This is a genomic window from Streptomyces sp. NPDC001514, assembly GCF_053597075.1.
In genome coordinates this window covers 82,974-99,681 of sequence record NZ_JBSFHO010000003.1, presented here as the reverse complement: position 1 = coordinate 99,681, position 16,708 = coordinate 82,974, and the positions used below count along the sequence as shown (strand labels likewise).

Genomic DNA, 16,708 nt, shown 5'->3' with positions numbered 1-16,708 from the left:
CGGGGACGAATCATGCCAGGCCTGTCTCCCGGTCTCGGTCTGTTTCCGACCGATCTTCCTTCCGTGCCGCCACGATGATGAGTGCCCCGGAGATGATCCCGGCGAAGAACGGGGACGGCACAAGGAGGACGCCGCCCAATACACACCACGTCGCGAGGCCCCAGCCGATCCCGGCGGGCACAGCCACCCCGCGTCCAGCGAGGTGCCATATCAGGCAACCCAGGAGAATCAGGGGCACGGCGAAGGTTCCCGGACCGGCCCAGAAGGTGACCTCGTTCTGAAGGGACTGCACCGTCCGATCGGCGCCCCCGTCCGCGAGCACGAGCGGGACGGCTGCCCACATCCCCCGATCCACCCAGCCGGAGATGTCCTCCCAGGCGACGAGGGCCAGCAGGGACAGGTGCCCTGTTCCCAACACGAGCATGATCCCGCTCGCCCAGCGGAGCAGTCGCTTTCCGGAGTTCATCGTGAACTCCCTTCTCCATACTCCGCCTCCGCCTCCGCCTCCGCATGGTTGCGGTCGCGCCAGGCTCGTTCCCATTGCCGGGTCATGGCTGGGTAGACGATGAGGTATCGGAAAGGTGCGATGGCGGCCATGTAGAGCCGCCCGAACCATCCGTTGGGTTTGACGAGAACGGCCATCCGCAACTCATAGTCGCCGTTCGCTCCTTGGACCCAGCCCAGATGCATCACGGTGTGCACGGTCTTGTTCGCCAGCTCGCGAGCGGAGTCCGTGTCGAGCTCGTAGATCGCTTTGAGGGGCATGCTGTCGTTGTCCGGGCCGCGGGAAGCGTCGCGGAGGTCGCTGGGCAGGCGGTCGCGGAGCGAGGCAACCCGTGCACCGACGCCCGCTGATGGTTTGTCCCAGCCGAGGAGTGCGCCGAGCTTCCACCGTACGGCGAACAAGAACCTCACCGGCCAGGGCTGCTTCACGGGTCCGCCGGCAGCTCGCATCGCTGCAAGCATCGTCGGGAAGTCGTCGGGCTCGGCTCCGGGTGTGCGGAACGACCACACGTCCTCGACGGAGAAGTCACTCGTGAGTTCGTGGATGCGCCACGGCTGTTCGGTGTAGGTGGTCTCTGCGAGTCGTGGCACGGTTCGACCTCTCATCTATACGGGACCGTACAGTTCATATGTACGGTAACGTACAACTTCGAACGTGATCAATGGAGGTGGCCAGATTCCTGCCGTCCCCCGCACACCACGAGGCCGCTGGATCGAGGCGGGCCTCGAAGCCCTCGCCCAGGGAGGACCCGACGCGGTCCGCGTCGAGACGCTCGCCGCCGAACTCGGCGTGACGAAGGGCGGGTTCTACGGGTACTTCGACGGCCGTCCCGCGTTGCTCGCGGAGATGCTCGACGAGTGGGAACGCCGCTGCACCAAAGAGGTCCTCGCCCAGGTCGACGCCGAAGGTGGCGACGCCGCCGAGAGCTTCAGGCGCGTCGGTCAACTGACCTTCTCGGAAGACCTTCACCGGATTGATCTTGCGGTCCGGGTCTGGGCCCGCCACGACCAGTCCGTCGCGACGCGCCTGCGGCGTATCGACAACGAGCGCATGGAGTTCCTGCGGAAGGTGTTCGGCTCCTTCCTCACCGACCCCGACGAGATCGAGGCACGCAGCACCCTGGCGTTCGCGCTCGCGATCGGCCGCCACTTCATCGTCGCGGACCACCCCGGGTACACCAAACGCGAAGCCATCCACCTTGCCGGAGAACACCTCTTGCGCGGCGCTGCACGAGACCTCAGGGAGCCTGGACCCGTGCACTGATGGGTGAGCAGACCGAGGTTCTGAACCGCCGGAGCCCCACCACGGCAGGCCGGCCCGATGGTCGAAGTGTTGTGGAGATGCCGCCGGATGGATGAACCCGGCGCTTTTGACGAGTTTGAGAATTGACACTACTCGCGCAATGAGAATTCTTAGGCGCACATAGAATTCGGACATCGGGCGAGGAATGATGCTTTCCATTTCGAAGTGGGGAGTGGTGGCGGCAACTGCGTTGTCGCTCGCAACTCTCGCGGGTTCCGCCTCTGCGTCCTACGACCCCCTGGATCGGGGCAGGGCTGTCAAGCGCGTGGAGGTCATCAGCCTGACGTCGACGGGCACGGGCACCACGCTGGTCGACAACGGGGCACCCGGACGAGGGGTCGGTGACCAGATCATCCTCACCGCGAACCTCTTCCGCAGAGGTGTCGGCTATGGCACCGAGGGGGCGGTGTGCACTCGAGTGGGGGCGCAAACCAGTTTCTGCACAGGCACGTTCAGCCTTCCCCGGGGGCAGGTGTCGTGGCAGCACCTGCAGACCACCCCTGTCGGCACCCCGCCCAGCGACTTCGACGTCGCCGTCACCGGCGGCACCGGCGCGTACGCCACTTCCCGCGGCTACGGCCACATCGCCCGCATCTCTGAGACAGGCGGAGCCTTCACCCTCTATCTCGTGCGCTGAATCCTCTCGTCACGGCACGCCCAGGGCTGAGGACGGGGGTCGCCCGGGTCGTACTGCAGAGGCGCCGTGTCGGAAGAAGGACGCCCTGGCCACGCAGTACGGGGTCAGCAGGACCCTCGTCCGCGCCGTCCTGGCCCGGCTGGTCAACGCGGGACTGTCGAGACGGGCAAGGCCAAGTCCGCGATGGTGGCGAACCCGCATGCCGCTGAGGCAAAGGCGGTGTTCCAGGTGCGGCGACGCCTGGAGCAGGAGGCGATCGGGCTGGTGGCGGCGCGCCGGCACGACGCGGCGGCGACTGCACTCCGCGGCACGTGGACGCGAGCGAGAGCGGGGCCCGCCCGGAGAGGCGGGCCCCGCCTGCATGACCGCGAAAAATCGCGCGACTCCGATCAGGCCGGCTGCCTACAGTGATCTCGCCCAGGTGCGAAGGAGCGGGTTACTTCCACTGTTAATGGGGTGGTTGTGGGTTCGAGTCCCACCGGCGGCCGGAAGGCTGCCGTAGCTCAATCGGCAGAGCACCTTGTCACCTGCACCGAACTTGACCTCTGGGCACACAACTTCAGAACGTGCACCTCCCGGTGCGCAGGCACGCGGCTCCTTCTTCGGGTGAAACCACGCCGCACGCCGTTCTTGATCTCGGGAGGCACAGGCACCGGGGCGCCCGGTGCGCAGGCAACGGTTACTTCTCCTCCCAAGAGAGCGACGCGGGTTCGAATCCCGCCGCCGGCGTCATGCCGGTGTCGTCCAGCGGCCCAGGACGCTTACGTCTCCGTCGCCGACCTCGATCTCGGGCGCCCGGTGCTGAGCCTCCCCTCCGCAGTGAGGGACATTCCCATGGCACGCTTCAACACCCGCACCGCCCGCCCGGCCGGCAGCTCGCCCTTGACCACCACCGGGCAGACCATCCGGACCTACGAGGGCGCGACCGGCCATGTGCGGGACGCGAAGAGCGAGCTTTTCCTCCTCGCGGTCAGCAACCTCGTCGGCACCGACACCTTCTACGAGAAGGGCGCCGAGCGGGACGACCGCTTCGAGCGCCTCGTCCGCCGGCTCGCGATCGAGGACCCCGACTGGACCGCGGCCATGCTCGGCTGGCTGCGCAGCGAGGGCAACATGCGCACCGCGGCACTCGTCGGCGCGGCCGAGTTCACCGCCGAGCGGCTCCTCCGGAAGGCTCCCGGCCACTCGCGGCAGGTCGTCGCATCCGTCCTCCGGCGTGCCGATGAGCCCGGCGAGCTGCTGGGCTACTGGACCTCACGCTACGGCCGGAACATCCCGAAGCCGGTGAAGCGGGGCATCGCCGACGCCGTGCGACGGCTGTACACCGAGCGGTCGCTCCTGAAGTACGACACCGACTCCAAGGGCTACCGGTTCGGCGACGTGCTCAACGTCGTTCACGCCTCGCCCGACCCGGCGAAGTCCTGGCAGGGCGACCTGTTCCGGCACGCCCTGGACCGCCGCCACGGCAACGACAACGGCATCCCGGACACCCTGCCGCTGCTCCGGGCGAGCCGGACCCTGTCCGCGCTCCCCGTCGCCGACCGCCGTGCGTACGTGCTCGACCCGGATCTGGTGACCTCGCCCGGGGGCCTGGCGGGCGCGGGCTTCACGTGGGAGCGGCTGGCCGGCTGGCTCCAGGGGCCGATGGACGCCGCGGCGTGGGAGGCCGTGATTCCCTCCATGGGACTGATGGCGCTCATCCGGAATCTGCGGAACTTCGACGAGGCCGGGGTATCGGACGCGGTGGCCGCCCAGGTCGCGGCCCGGATCTCCGACGCGGAGGAGGTGCGCCGCTCGCGGGTCTTCCCGTTCCGCTTCTGGTCGGCGTACAAGCACGCGCCGTCGCTGCGGTGGGCCCACGCGCTGGAGCGTGCCCTCGGGCACTCGCTGTCCAACGTGCCTGCCCTGAGCGGCCGGACGCTGATTCTCGTGGACCGCTCGCCGTCGATGTTCCCGGGCTACGGCTACTCGACGCCGAACCGGTCGGACATCCCGCTCGCCGAGCAGGCCGCGGTGTTCGGCTCGGCGCTGGCGGTCCGCGCGGCCGCCCCCACGCTGGTCGAGTTCGGCATGAGCAGCAACGTGGTGGACGTGCCGAAGGGCGGCAGTGTGCTGCGGCTGATCGAGAAGTTCGACCGGATCAACGGCACCGACATCCCCACCGCGGTCAAGAAGCACTACGACGGTCACGACCGGGTGGTCATCGTGACCGATGAGCAGACCCGTCCGGGCTGGCTGCCGTCGAACTGCCACGGCCACTGGGGCGGCATGCCGGAGACCCGGATCGACGATCTGATCCCGATGCATGTGCCGGTCTACATGTGGAACATGGCCGGCTACAAGGCGGGCGCGATGCCCACCGGGGGTGGGAACCGGCATGCGATGGGCGGCCTGACGGATTCGGCGTTCGCCACGATCCCGCTGCTGGACGCGGGGCGGAACGCGCAGTGGCCCTGGGAGTAGCACGCCACGGGCGGGACACTCACGCGGGCCGCCGCGGGCGGCCCGACGGCCGGGACAGGGGCGCGAAGGGGCGGTCCACCCCCACGGTGGACCGCCCCTCGTGACCTCGCGTCGTGCGTCAGCTCTTGAACGTCGTACGTCAGCTCTGAAGGTCGTGCGTCAGCTCGTGAAGGTCGCGCGTCAGCTCGTGAAGGCCGTGCGTCAGACCCTGAGCTGCCGGATCGCGGTGGGCGCGTGGCCCGGCTCGGTGGCGAGCTCCTCGAACTCGGAGATGTCGCTGATGTCCATGGTGCGGCTCATCGAGATGTTGGTGATCCGCTCCAGGATCGCCTCGACGACGACCGGCACCCGGTACTCGGCGGCGAGCTTCTTCGCCTCCTCGAAGGCGGGCAGCAGCTGGTCCGGCTCGGTGACCCGGATGGCCTTGCAGCCCAGGCCCTCGGCGACCTTGACGTGGTCGACGCCGTAGACGCCGAGCTCCGGCGCGTTGATGTTCTCGAACTCCAGGTTGACCTGGAAGTTGATGTCCAGGCCGATCTGCGCCTGACGGATCAGGCCCAGGTAGGAGTTGTTCACGAGGACGTGGACGTACGGGATGCGGTGCTGGGCGCCGACCGCCAGCTCCTCGATCATGAACTGGAAGTCGTAGTCGCCGGAGAGCGCGACGACCTGGGCCTCCGGGTCGGCGGTGGCGACACCGAGCGCGGCCGGAATGGTCCAGCCGAGCGGGCCCGCCTGGCCGCAGTTGATCCAGTGGCGCGGCTTGTAGACGTGCAGCATCTGCGCGCCGGCGATCTGGGAGAGGCCGATGGTGGTGACGTAGCGCGTCTCCGGGCCGAAGGCCTTGTTCATCTCCTCGTACACGCGCTGCGGCTTCAGCGGCACGTTGTCGAAGTGCGTGCGGCGCTGCAGGGTGGCCCTGCGCTCCTGCGTGGAGGCGATCCACTCGCTGCGGTCGGGCAGTTTGCCTGCGGCCTTCAGCTCCTTGGCGACCTCGACGAAGAGCTCCAGGGCGGCCTTGGCGTCCGAGGCGATGCCGTAGTCCGGGGCGAAGATCTTGCCGATCTGGGTGGGCTCGATGTCCACGTGGACGAACTTGCGGCCCTTGGTGTACACGTCCAGCTTGTAGCCGGTGTGGCGGTTGGCCCAGCGGTTGCCGATGCCGAGGACGAAGTCGGACTCCAGGAAGTTCGCGTTGCCGTAGCGGTGCGAGGTCTGGACGCCGACCATGCCGGCGTTCAGCTCGTGGTCGTCGGGCAGCGTGCCCCAGCCCATCAGGGTGGGGATGACCGGGGTGCCGGTGATCTCGGCGAACTCGACCAGCAGGTCGCAGGCGTCGGCGCTGATGATGCCGCCGCCCGCGACGATCACCGGGCGCTCGGACTCCAGCAGGAAGGAGATCGCCTTCTCGATCTGGGCGCGGGTCGCGGACGGCTTGTAGACCGGCAGCGGCTCGTACGTGTCGGGGTCGAACTCGATCTCGGTCAGCTGGACGTCGATCGGCAGGTCGATGAGGACCGGTCCTGGCCGCCCGGAGCGCATCAGGTGGAAGGCCTGCTGGAAGACGCCGGGGACCTGTGCGGCTTCGAGAACGGTCGTGGCGGCCTTGGTGACCGGCTTGGCGATCGAGGCGATGTCGACGGCCTGGAAGTCCTCTTTGTGGATCACGCTGGTCGGCGCCTGGCCGGTGATGCACAGGATCGGAATCGAGTCACCGATGGCGGAGTAGAGGCCGGTGATCATGTCGGTGCCGGCGGGGCCGGACGTGCCGATGCAGACACCGATGTTGCCGGGGTTGGTCCTGGTGTATCCCTCGGCCATGTGCGAGGCGCCCTCGACGTGGCGCGCGAGGGTGTGGTCGATGCCGCCACCCTCCTTGAGGGCCTTGTAGAAGGGGTTGATCGCCGCGCCCGGCACACCGAATGCGTGGGTGACGCCTTCGCGCTTGAGGATCTCAACTGCCGCTCGGGCGGCGGTCATACGAGGCATGGGTGCTCCTGCTTCGGCCTGGAGGATCGGGCTCTGTCGCGCCACCTGAGAGCGTCGATTCCGAGTTGATTTCCGACATGCGGAAGTTTAGTTCTGCTATACGGAAGCAATCTAAAGCGCGTGGTCTGCGACGTCAAGGGAGGGCGGCCGGCACCCGGACGGGGGATGGCCGAAGTCCCTCCCCAAGGGGTCGCGGGTGGTGGACGATGGACCACGAGGCGTGTCCACAGCGCCGAAGGGGGTCAGACATGGGAGATCAGGTGCCGGTCCGCTGCCCGGTCTGCCGCCGTACGCACACATTCGCCGCGCCCGTCTACCCGTGCGCGTGCGGGGCGCCGCTCGCCCCTCCGCTCCTGCGCGGCGCGCCCGCGGAGCCGATCCGGCACCGCACCTGGACCGACGACTGGGTCACCGTCCGCTGCCAGGCCTGCGGGCGGCAGGACCAGTGGCCGCAGCCCGAGCTCGGCTGCCCCTGCGGCACGGTCCTGCGGGTACCGGTCCGGCCGGTGACCGCGGTTCCGACGTCGTCGGCGTCCGCCTCGTCCTCCGCCTCCTCGTCCTCCGCCTCCTCGTCTTCCCGTACCGCAGCTTCCGCCGCGTCGGGATCCGTGGGGTCCGCGGGGTCCGCCGGGTCCGTTCCGCCGTCCGGGCCGCCGGGATCGCCGCCGGGATCACCTGCGGGCTCGTCTCCCGGCTCGTCTCCCGCATCGCCGTCCACCCCGGGACGCCCCGCGCACATACCGCTGCCGCGCACGGCCCCCGTCCCCCGCCCCGCCTTCCACCCCGTCACGATCCGCACCGCCCGCGACGCCGTGGCGGCCGCCGCCCTGTATCTGCGGTGGCTCGGGTTCCAGGAGGTCGTCCAGCCGGAGGAGCGGCCCGCCTCCGGGATCGACCTGCGCGGACCGGGGCTCGTCGCCCAGGTCGACCCCACCACCCGCCCGGCCACCCTGCGCGCCGTCGAATGCCTCTGGCTGAACGGGCTGAGTTCGTCGTCGGTGAGCGTCTTCTTCTCGCTCGCGGGTTACGCGGACGACGCCCGGGCCCGCGCCGACGACCTCGGCGTCCCGCTGTTCGTCATGGACCTCACGGGCACCCCGCAGCCGGTGAACGGTCCCGCGGACGAGCTCCTGTCGTCCGGCGCCTGACCGTGGACGTCCGCGGCATCTCGTACGACACCGACGGCGGGTGGACACGCGAGTCCGTACGCCGCGATCTGCGCGCCATCCGCGAGGAGCTGCACTGCACGGCGGTCCAGGTCCGCGGAGCCGACATCGCCCGGCTGAGCGAGGCCGCCGCATACGCGCTGGACATCGGCCTCGACGTCTGGTTCCTGCCCCGCCCCGGCGCCAATGCCCCGCGCCGCGAGATCCTCTCGCACCTCGCCCGGGCCGCGGAGGCCGCCGAGCGGCTGCGGGCCGGCCGTCCGGGCCGGGTGACGCTCGTCGCGGGCTGCGAGTACTCGCTGATCTCCCGCGGCATCATCCCCGGCCCGCACGTGCTCGTACGGCTGCGGATGCTGCCGCTGCTGCGCCGGCGGGGAAGGCTGCACCAGCGGGTGACGAAGAGGCTGGCCGGGATGCTGGGCGAGGCCCTGGCGACCGCGCGGGCGTCCTTTCGCGGCCCTGTCACGTACGCCGCGGCCCTCTGGGAGGACGTGGACTGGTCCGGCTACGACTCGGTCGGGGTGAACCTCTACCGCTTCGCCGCCAACGAGGGGCGCTATCCGGAACTCGTGCGCGATGTGGTGCGGCGGGCGGCGGGGAGGCCGGTGGTCGTCACGGAGTTCGGCTGCGGCGCCCATGTGGGGGCCGAGAAGGCAGGGCCCGGCGGTTTTCGGATCGTGAAGTGGTTCGCCGGGCGCCCGCGGATCAGGGACGGGTACGTACGCGACGAGTCCACCCAGGCCGCGTACCTCGCCGAGCTGATCGGGCTGTACGCGGCGGAGGGCGTCCACGGCTGTTTCGTCTTCACCTTCGTCGCGCCGGACTTCCCGCACCGTACGGATCCCCGCTACGACCTCGACATGGCCGGCTTCGGCGTCGTCGGCGCGTCGCCCGATGCGCCCGAGGAGTGGGAGACGAAAGAGGCGTTCCACGCCGTGGCCCGCGAGTACGAAGCTCAAATGAAGCTCTGAACACGGCCGTCGAGGCTTCGCGCGTATCTCCCGCAGGGCACCAAGCGGGCAGGAGGTGGGCGCGATGCAGGCAGAAACATGGTGGTTCGCCGGAACGTCCGCGGTGCTCCTGGCAGCGGCGGCGGCTCTCCTGCGCAGCCGCACGCCGGAGGACCTGCCCGAGCTGTCGCAGCAGGCTGTCGCCCTGCTGCGGGGCGGGCGTCGGGCGGCCCTCACGGTCGCGCTCGTCGCGCTGCACCAGCGGGGCGCGGTCGCGCCCGGCCGCCGGGGAACGGTGCAGAAGGACGGCGCCGGCCGGGGCGGCACCCGCGACCCGCTCCAGCGGGCCGTCCTCCGCGCGCTCCCCTGGCCGGTCGGTGTACGGATGCTGGCCTCCCACGCGCTCGTACAACGCGCGATCGACGACGTGGAGGACGAGCCGGCACGCCTCGGGCTGCTGCGGACGCGCGGTCGGTGGCGCACCGCTCGCGCCCTGCTCGTCGCCGTGCCCGCGACCATGGCCGCCGGGCTGTCGACGGCGCCCCCTCCGCTGTGGGCCCCTGCCCAGTGGGGGATCGCGGCGCTCCCGGTGCTCGGGGCGGCGGGGTTGTGGTGCGTGCCGCGCCGCACACGCTCGGGCCGACGCCTGCTCGCGTCGCTCCGGGAACGCCACCCGCTGCCGGCCTCCCGGCACGGCTGCCCGCCGGGGCAGGTCCAGCTGGCCGTCGCCCTGTACGGGGAGCCTGCGCTCATGCTGTTCGTCCCGCACTTCGCCCGGGACGGCGGGCTGCTCGGCGCGGGCAGCCTGGACCACGGCGACTCCCGGGACTACGCGGCCCGCGAATTGGACGGCGACTGGTCGGGCCCCTGAGCCATACTCGCCGTATGCAGATCCGACCGGCCGTTCACGCCGAACTCCCCCTCCTGCAGGACATCGAGAGGGCCGCCGGCGAGCCCTTCCGTTCCCTCGGCATGGCCGCGATCGCGGACGACGAGCCACCACCGCTCGACCTCCTGGAGCGGTACCGGCGGGCCGGCCACGCCTGGGTGACGGCGGACGCGGACGACCGGCCCGTGGCGTATCTGCTCAGCGAAGCGGTGGACGGAGCCGCCCATATCGAGCAGCTGTCCGTCCACCCGGCCGTCGCGCGCCGCGGTCTCGGCCGCGGCCTGATCGACCATCTGGCCGCGATGTCCGTGGCCCAGGGCCTGACCGCCCTCACGCTCACGACGTTCGCCGACGTTCCGTGGAACGCGCCGTACTACGCGCGCCTCGGCTTCCGTGCGCTCGGCGAGGACGAACTCACCGACGGGTTGCGGGAGATCCGCCGTGCCGAGGCGGAGCACGGCCTGGACCGCTGGCCACGGGTGTGCATGCGCCGGGACGTGGCTCAGCCGTAGCGCTCCCGCAGCTCCACCTTCCGCACCTTCCCGCTCACGGTCATCGGAAAGGCGTCGAGGACTTCCAGCCGCCGCGGGACCTTGTAGTGCGCGAGCTGTTCGCGGCAGAACGCGGTGAGGTCCTCCAGCGTCGGCGGATCTGCCGGGTCGCGGGGGATGACGCAGGCCAGGATCTCCTCTCCGTACTTCTCGTCCGGTACGCCGACGACCTGGACGTCGGCGATCTTCGGATGGGCGTACAGGAACTCCTCGATCTCGCGCGGGTACACGTTCTCGCCGCCACGGATGATCATGTCCTTGATGCGGCCGACGATCCGGACGTAGCCGTCCTCCCGGATGACGGCGAGGTCGCCCGTGTGCATCCAGCGGCCCTGGTCGATGGCCTCGGCGGTCTTCTCCGGCTCGTTCCAGTAGCCGAGCATCACGCTGTAGCCGCGGGTGCACAGCTCGCCCGCCTCACCACGCGGAAGCGTCACGCCGGTGACCGGGTCGGTGACCTTGACCTCGACGTGCGGGAGCACCCGGCCGACGGTGCCGGTGCGGCGCTCCAGGTCGTCCTCGCGCCGGGTCTGGGTGGAGACCGGAGAGGTCTCCGTCATCCCGTAACAGATCGATACCTCCGCCATGTTCATCTCGGCGACGACCCGCTTCATCACCTCCACCGGGCAGGGCGAGCCCGCCATGATGCCGGTGCGGAGCGAACTCAGGTCGTACGTCCCGAAGTCGGGGAGGTTCAGCTCGGCGATGAACATCGTCGGGACGCCGTAGAGCGAGGTGCAGCGCTCCTGCTGCACGGCCCGCAGCGTGGCGGCCGGTTCGAAGGACGGGGCCGGGATCACCATGCAGGCGCCGTGCGAGGTGGCCGCGAGATTGCCCATGACCATGCCGAAGCAGTGGTAGAACGGGACGGGAATGCAGACCCGGTCCTGCTCCGTGTAGGCGATCAGCTCCCCCACGAAATAGCCGTTGTTGAGAATGTTGTGGTGGGAGAGGGTGGCACCCTTGGGGAATCCGGTGGTGCCGGAGGTGTACTGGATGTTGACGGGGTCGTCGCAGGACAACTGCGCCTCACGGGCGGCGAGTTCGTCCGGTCCCACGAATGCGGCCGCCGCCAGGAGTTCGGTCCAGCTGTCGTCGCCGATGTAGTGCACGGACCCCAGGGCGGGACAGTTGCCGCGGACCTGCTGGACGAGTGCCCGGTAGTCGCTCGTCTTGTGGGCAAGCGAGGCGACCAGCAGCGTGATCCCGGCCTGGTTCAGGACGTACTCCAGCTCGTGCGCCCGGTACGCCGGATTGATGTTCACCATGATCGCGCCGATGCGGGCGGTGGCGTACTGCACGAGCACCCACTCCGGGCAGTTCACCGCCCAGATGCCGACCCGGTCGCCCTTGGCGACCCCGCGTGCGAGGAGCGCCCGCGCCAGCTCGTCGACGTCCGCCCCGAATTCCGCGTACGTCCAGCGCCGCCCGGACGGGACGTCGACGAGCGCCTCCCGCCCGGGGTGGGCCTCGACCGCCCGGTCCAGATTGCGGCCGATCGTGTCGCCGAGCAGCGGAACCGTACCCGTGCCGTGCGTGTACGAGAGTGCGGTCGAGGTCGTCATCGCAGGTCCCCTTCGTCGTACTCGGCCGTGGAGCCGGCGGCCGTGGCCTCGCGCAGCTCGATGCGGCGGATCTTGCCGGAGACGGTCTTGGGCAGCTCACCGAACTCGAGCTTGCGGATGCGCTTGTACGGTGCGAGGACCGCGCGCGAGTGCGCGAAGATCTGCCGCGCGGCGTCGTCGTTCGGCTCCCAGCCCTCCGCGAGCACCACGTACGCCTTGGGGACGGCCAGGCGCACCGGATCGGGCGACGGCACGACCGCGGCCTCCGCGACCGCCTCGTGTTCCAGCAGTGCGCTCTCCAGCTCGAACGGCGAGATCGTGTAGTCGGACGCCTTGAACATGGCATCGCCGTCGGGTGACGGATCCAGGAACAGGGAGAGCCGGGGATCGGCCTGTCCCCGCACTTCAAGCGGCGGGAGCACGACCCCTCCCTCCGGGAGGACTTCCCCCCGCATGTCGACGAGTGCGTCCATGAGCTGCTCCCAGAGACCCGTGGTCGGCCAGCGCTGCCACGAGCTGGCAAGACTCCCTCGGGGGAACGGCACGTCGTCCCACGCGCACCCTGTGATCGCCTTCTGAAGCATGGCACCCAGCATGCCTCGGCTGTCCTTTGGACGCCTACCCTTGCGTGCGGCGAAGATCGGCTCGACCTGTGCCCAGGCTTCGACTGTCAAGGGGCCACCGCCCGCTCGAAGACCGAACGGCCGGTGTCTGCCGTGGTCGCTGATCTCAACCCCGTATTGCGGAGCTGGGCAGCGTAGCGGATGGATCACCCGGTTCGGGGTCTACCACCTCACCGGAAACGTGCGCTTCCGCGCTGCCGCTCCCGGCGTCCCTGCGGGGGCGACGGCGCATGCCAGTCGGTGAACGATGTCGGAAGGCCGTGTGCAGGAAAACCGCACGCTTCACTTGAAGCGGCGGGGGCTGGAAACGGAGCGGAAGCCACCGCGCCAGTCCCCGACCCTGCTCAGGCAGCAGTCCAAGGCGCGGATTGATGGGTGACAGCCGACTGGCCAGTTACTACATTCACCCACCACGGTTCGTCGTCTTCGCACGGATGCGGAGGGTGGTCATGGTGCAGTGGGATGTCGCACGATCGCCCGCGAGCGTGCGACTGCTCACCCGGCTGGGCGCCGAGCACGGTTTACCGCCGCAGGTGTGTCTGGAGAACACCGGAATGCAGGAGTCGGTCCTGCGTGATCCTTCCGCGACTGTCAGCGCTCGTCAGGAGCTGACCGTGATCGCCAACTTGCTGCGCGCGCTGGGGGATCCGCCGGGTCTGGGCTTGGAAGCCGGCGTCAGGTATCACCTGACCACGTACGGCATCTGGGGTTTCGCGATGATCAGCAGCCCCAGCTGGCGCAGTGCGATCGAGGCGGGCCTGCGCTACCTGGACCTGACGTTCGCGTTCACCAGCATCCAGGCACGGGATCGCGGCGACGAGTTTCATCTGGTGCTGGACACACCGGACATCCCACGGGACTTGCAGCGGTTCGTGATGGAGCGCGACAGCGCGGCAATCCAGACCATCCAGCGCGAGCTGTTCGCCTCACCGATGCATATCCGGGACATCAGCTACGCGTTCCCGCCGCCGGCGTCGGGCGCGCAGCGGTACGTCGAGATCTTCGGTGTGGAGCCGATGTTCGGCGCGGCCGAGAGCGCGGTGGGCATCCCGTCGGGGATCCTGGATCTGCCGCTGCCGCAGTCCGACGAGTTCACCACCGCGCTCGCCCGGGAGCAGTGCCGCCATCTGCTGGCCGGCCGGCATGCGCGCACCGGGCTGGCCGGACGCGTACGCGACCACCTGCTGACCCGGACGGCGGCCCCGCCCGATGTCGAACGGGTGGCGGCCGCACTGCACATGAGCGAGCGCACGCTGCGCCGGCGGCTGGCCCGGGAAGGGGTGTCCTTCCGCAGGCTGCTGGACGAGATCCGCGAGCAGCTGGCCGAGGAGCTGCTGGTCACCGACGGGCTGCCGGTCGCGGAGGTGGCGCACCGTCTGGGGTACGTGGAGGTGTCGAGCTTCTCGCAGGCGTTCCGGCGGTGGAAGGGCGTGGGGCCGCGCGAGTTCCGGTCGCGTCAGCCGGCGCCCCGGCGCTGAGTCCTGCGCCGCCGCCGGCCGACGGTCGTCCCGGGGGTGACGCCGAGGAACTCGGCGACCACGGCGGCCAGTTCGTCTCTCATGGTGAGCAGCCCGAGGTGGCCGTCGGGGTAGACGTGCAGCTGGGCGCGCGGGATCAGGCGGGCCATCATCCGGGCGTTGACCAGCGGGATGATCGGGTCGTCGTCGCCTGCGAGGATGAGGGTGGGCTGACGGATCAGCGGCAGGAACGGGGTGCTGGTCCAGCCGGCGCCGGAGGCGAGCTGGTAGAGGTAGCCGCGGGCGGAGAGCTTGCGTTCGAAGTCCAGCAGCAGCTTCTGCACCAGATCCGGTTGGTCGCGCAGGCGGCCGCCGTAGATCCGGCCGGCGATGGCCCGCACGTAGTCGGCGTCCCAGTACCGCCTCGGGGTGGCCATGTGCCCGAGCACCCTGGGGTGGGCCGGCACCATCATCCAGCCGGTGGCGGTGGACACGAGCACCAGCTGCCGACAGCGGCGCGGATTCTGCAAGGCAAGCTGCTGGGCCAGGCCGCCGCCCCAGGAGATGCCGAGCACGTCGAACCGGTCGTGGCCGAGTGTGTCGAGCAGTCGGCCGACCAGCCTGGCCAGTGCCGGAAACGGGTAGGGCAGCTGCGGCACGGGCGAGCCGCCGACCCCGGGCGGGTCGAACCGGATCACCTCGATCGCCGGGTCGAGCGCGTCCACGAACGGGTCGAGCAGATCCAGGCTGGCGCCGATCCCGTTGCACAGCAGCAACGGCGGCCGGTCAGCGTCGGTGCCGGGCCGGACGGCGACGCGCAGTCGCCGCCGTCCGACCATGACGAAATGTACGGAACCGCCCATCAGTGGTCCAGGACGTAGCTGCCGGGGGCATCGCCTCGCACCTGGAACTGCCCGCCGCCGGGCGACTCGGGCGCCGGCACCCGCTCGCCGGAGCGCTCACCGAGCCAGCGGATGTAGTCCGGCCACCACGAGCCGGCCGTGGTGGTCGCGCCGGCCGCCCAGTCGTCGGCACTGGCCGGGGTGTCCTCGGCGACCTGGTAGCTGGACTTCTTGTTGCCCGGCGGGTTGACCAGTGAAGCGATGTGCCCGTTGGTGGACAGGACGAACCGGCTCTTGCCACCCAGCAGTTGGGTGCTGGCGTAGCAGTTGCGCCACGGGCAGATGTGGTCGGCGATGCCGGCGACGACGTAGGAGTCGAGCTGCACCTGGCTGAGGTCGATTTCGCTGCCGAGCAGGGTGGCGCCGCCAGGCCGGGTCAGGGCGTTGGCCATGGCGAGCGTGAGGAAGTCGCGGTGCAGTTTGGAGGGCATCCTGGTGGTGTCGGCATTCCAGTAGAGGATGTCGAATGCCGGGGGCCTGCGACCCTGCAGGTAGTTGTTGACCCAGTAGTTCCAGACCAGGTCGCTCGGGCGCAGCCAGGCGAACACCTCGGCCAGTTGCTTACCGTCCAGGTAGCCGCGTGCCCGAGACGTGGCTATCGCCGCCTTGGCGATGTTCTCGTCGACGATCGCCCCTGCTGTGCCTGCCCTGGCCTGGTCGAGCAGGGTGACCATCAGGGTCAGCGAGGTCAGTTGGTCCTGGCGGCCGCCGGCGGCGAGGTGCGCGGCCACCAGGGCGCTGAGGATGCCGCCCGAGCACGCGCCGAGCAGGTGTGCCGAGCCGGCCGCGGTGATCGTACGGGTGGTGTCCAGCGCCTCGAGCACGGCCCCCGCGTACGCGTCCAGGCCCCACTTGCTGTGCCGGGCGTCCGGATTGCGCCACGACATGAGGAACACCTGTACACCCTGGCCGACGAAGTACTCGATCAGGCTGCGCTGCGGGGCGATGTCCATGATGTAGAACTTGTTGATCGTGGGTGGGACGATCAGCAGCGGTGTCGAGTACACCGTCTCGGTCTGCGGCTGGTACTGGATGAGCTCGAACATCGGTGTACGCAGCACCACCGCGCCGGGCGTCACGGCGAGGTCGCTGCCGACCTCGTAGGCGTCGGGCGGCACCATGGTCGGCACGCGGGGGGCCCCGGCCAGATCGCCGAGCAGGTTGCGCAGCCCCCGCACGGCGCTGGCGCCGCCGCTGTCGATCATCGCCTTCCAGGCCACCGGGGACAGCAGCGGATTGTTCGATGGCGACGCCGCTTCGAGAAGGTTGGACGCCAGGAACGAGACCCGCTCGCGGTCCTGCCACTCCAGTGGCACGTCCTGCACCAGTCCCTCGACCAGGGTCGAAGTCGCCAAGTAGGCCTGAACCGCCCTGCGCAACAGGGGGTTTTGCGTCCAGGCCGGGTCGGCGAACCGGCGGTCGCGGGTGGACGGAGCAATGCTTGACGAGCCGTAGGCGATTCTGCCGTACTCGACGGCCAGACCGCCCACCCGGCTGGCCACCCGCCGCGGGCGGCTGGCGAGTGCGCCGGCGAACCGGGCGGTGGAAGCACCGGGCAGGAAGCGGCGGTGCACGCCCAGCGCCGCGCCGGTGAGCATCAGGTCGAGTGCACCGGCGACCTCGACGGCCTCGTCGTCGAGCGGTATGGCCGACGGGTCAGGGTACGTGCGAGCGGCTTTCATGGGTACGCCTCCGTTTGGTGTCGAGCG

At 69.9% G+C, this 16,708-nt stretch carries 14 protein-coding genes, 1 tRNA gene and 2 pseudogenes; 9 read left to right on the top strand and 8 right to left on the bottom strand.

Annotated elements, in window-relative coordinates:
- Positions 1-10: 10 nt before the first annotated feature.
- Positions 11-466 (bottom strand): DUF6463 family protein, encoded by a 456-nt coding sequence (locus tag ACWCXB_RS05025; protein ID WP_450719107.1) that lies wholly within the window; start codon positions 464-466, stop codon positions 11-13.
- Complete coding sequence (locus ACWCXB_RS05020; protein ID WP_450719105.1) at positions 463-1,110, bottom strand: DUF2867 domain-containing protein; 648 nt, start codon at positions 1,108-1,110, stop codon at positions 463-465. The genes ACWCXB_RS05025 and ACWCXB_RS05020 overlap by 4 nt, the downstream gene beginning before the upstream one ends.
- Before the next feature lie 49 nt (positions 1,111-1,159).
- On the opposite strand from ACWCXB_RS05020, the gene ACWCXB_RS05015 reads away from it, so the two are divergent.
- From ACWCXB_RS05015 to ACWCXB_RS05000, 4 genes are all read left to right on the top strand, one after another.
- Positions 1,160-1,768 carry a TetR/AcrR family transcriptional regulator gene (locus tag ACWCXB_RS05015; RefSeq protein WP_450719103.1) on the top strand — a complete coding sequence of 203 codons (609 nt, stop codon included), beginning with the start codon at positions 1,160-1,162 and terminating at the stop codon, positions 1,766-1,768.
- A 304-nt stretch (positions 1,769-2,072) separates the two neighbouring features.
- Positions 2,073-2,444 (top strand): hypothetical protein, encoded by a 372-nt coding sequence (locus ACWCXB_RS05010; protein WP_450719101.1) that lies wholly within the window; start codon positions 2,073-2,075, stop codon positions 2,442-2,444.
- A gap of 659 nt (positions 2,445-3,103) precedes the next feature.
- Positions 3,104-3,173: transfer RNA gene (locus ACWCXB_RS05005), tRNA-OTHER, on the top strand.
- A 105-nt stretch (positions 3,174-3,278) separates the two neighbouring features.
- Entirely contained in the window at positions 3,279-4,907 is a 1,629-nt protein-coding gene (locus ACWCXB_RS05000) for a TROVE domain-containing protein (RefSeq protein ID WP_450719099.1), read from the top strand.
- 201 nt (positions 4,908-5,108) lie between these two features.
- Here ACWCXB_RS05000 and gcl read toward each other — a convergent pair whose 3' ends face one another.
- Positions 5,109-6,896, bottom strand: a complete 1,788-nt coding sequence (gene gcl / locus ACWCXB_RS04995) for a glyoxylate carboligase (RefSeq protein ID WP_450719097.1) — start codon at positions 6,894-6,896, stop codon at positions 5,109-5,111.
- Positions 6,897-7,144: 248 nt separating this feature from the next.
- Here gcl and ACWCXB_RS04990 point away from each other — a divergent pair, with 248 nt between their 5' ends.
- The 4 genes from ACWCXB_RS04990 to ACWCXB_RS04975 all read left to right on the top strand — a co-directional run bounded on the left by ACWCXB_RS04990 (position 7,145) and on the right by ACWCXB_RS04975 (position 10,413).
- Entirely contained in the window at positions 7,145-8,044 is a 900-nt protein-coding gene (locus ACWCXB_RS04990; protein ID WP_450719095.1) for a hypothetical protein, read from the top strand.
- 2 nt (positions 8,045-8,046) lie between these two features.
- Entirely contained in the window at positions 8,047-9,033 is a 987-nt protein-coding gene (locus tag ACWCXB_RS04985; protein ID WP_450719093.1) for a hypothetical protein, read from the top strand.
- A 64-nt stretch (positions 9,034-9,097) separates the two neighbouring features.
- Positions 9,098-9,883: a TIGR04222 domain-containing membrane protein gene (locus ACWCXB_RS04980; RefSeq protein ID WP_450719091.1), complete on the top strand. Its 786-nt coding sequence runs from the start codon at positions 9,098-9,100 to the stop codon at positions 9,881-9,883.
- Between the two features lie 14 nt (positions 9,884-9,897).
- Entirely contained in the window at positions 9,898-10,413 is a 516-nt protein-coding gene (locus ACWCXB_RS04975; RefSeq protein WP_450719089.1) for a GNAT family N-acetyltransferase, read from the top strand.
- Here the strand turns inward: ACWCXB_RS04975 and ACWCXB_RS04970 are convergent.
- The 3 genes and pseudogenes from ACWCXB_RS04970 to ACWCXB_RS04960 form a co-directional block, all read right to left on the bottom strand.
- Complete coding sequence (locus tag ACWCXB_RS04970; RefSeq protein WP_450719087.1) at positions 10,404-12,017, bottom strand: AMP-binding protein; 1,614 nt, start codon at positions 12,015-12,017, stop codon at positions 10,404-10,406. The genes ACWCXB_RS04975 and ACWCXB_RS04970 overlap by 10 nt on opposite strands.
- A pseudogene (locus tag ACWCXB_RS04965) lies at positions 12,014-12,364 on the bottom strand (AMP-binding enzyme); the annotation flags it as partial. The pseudogene ACWCXB_RS04965 and the gene ACWCXB_RS04970, both read right to left, overlap by 4 nt.
- Positions 12,365-12,499: 135 nt before the next feature.
- Positions 12,500-12,790 (bottom strand): annotated as a pseudogene (locus ACWCXB_RS04960) (transposase); the annotation flags it as partial.
- Positions 12,791-13,011: 221 nt separating this feature from the next.
- Between ACWCXB_RS04960 and ACWCXB_RS04955 the strand changes: the two are divergent.
- The gene (locus tag ACWCXB_RS04955) at positions 13,012-14,118 is read left to right on the top strand and encodes an AraC family transcriptional regulator (protein ID WP_450719085.1); all 1,107 of its coding nucleotides are present in this window, start codon (positions 13,012-13,014) and stop codon (positions 14,116-14,118) included.
- Here the strand turns inward: ACWCXB_RS04955 and phaZ are convergent.
- Positions 14,097-14,960, bottom strand: coding sequence for a poly(3-hydroxyalkanoate) depolymerase (phaZ, locus tag ACWCXB_RS04950; protein WP_450719083.1), 864 nt, complete (start codon positions 14,958-14,960; stop codon positions 14,097-14,099). The genes ACWCXB_RS04955 and phaZ overlap by 22 nt on opposite strands.
- Positions 14,960-16,681: a PHA/PHB synthase family protein gene (locus ACWCXB_RS04945; protein ID WP_450719081.1), complete on the bottom strand. Its 1,722-nt coding sequence runs from the start codon at positions 16,679-16,681 to the stop codon at positions 14,960-14,962. Before ACWCXB_RS04945 ends, phaZ begins: the two co-directional genes overlap by 1 nt.
- Positions 16,682-16,708 lie beyond the last annotated feature (27 nt).

Coding starts and splice junctions, on each gene's coding strand:
- ACWCXB_RS05000 (WP_450719099.1), top strand. CDS start 3,279: ATGGCACGCTTCAACACCCGCACCGCCCGCCCGGCCGGCAGCTCGCCC.
- ACWCXB_RS04945 (WP_450719081.1), bottom strand. CDS start 16,681: ATGAAAGCCGCTCGCACGTACCCTGACCCGTCGGCCATACCGCTCGAC.
- ACWCXB_RS04980 (WP_450719091.1), top strand. CDS start 9,098: ATGCAGGCAGAAACATGGTGGTTCGCCGGAACGTCCGCGGTGCTCCTG.
- ACWCXB_RS05020 (WP_450719105.1), bottom strand. CDS start 1,110: ATGAGAGGTCGAACCGTGCCACGACTCGCAGAGACCACCTACACCGAA.
- ACWCXB_RS05025 (WP_450719107.1), bottom strand. CDS start 466: ATGAACTCCGGAAAGCGACTGCTCCGCTGGGCGAGCGGGATCATGCTC.
- ACWCXB_RS04975 (WP_450719089.1), top strand. CDS start 9,898: ATGCAGATCCGACCGGCCGTTCACGCCGAACTCCCCCTCCTGCAGGAC.
- ACWCXB_RS04990 (WP_450719095.1), top strand. CDS start 7,145: ATGGGAGATCAGGTGCCGGTCCGCTGCCCGGTCTGCCGCCGTACGCAC.
- ACWCXB_RS04955 (WP_450719085.1), top strand. CDS start 13,012: ATGGGTGACAGCCGACTGGCCAGTTACTACATTCACCCACCACGGTTC.
- phaZ (WP_450719083.1), bottom strand. CDS start 14,960: ATGGGCGGTTCCGTACATTTCGTCATGGTCGGACGGCGGCGACTGCGC.
- ACWCXB_RS04970 (WP_450719087.1), bottom strand. CDS start 12,017: ATGACGACCTCGACCGCACTCTCGTACACGCACGGCACGGGTACGGTT.
- gcl (WP_450719097.1), bottom strand. CDS start 6,896: ATGCCTCGTATGACCGCCGCCCGAGCGGCAGTTGAGATCCTCAAGCGC.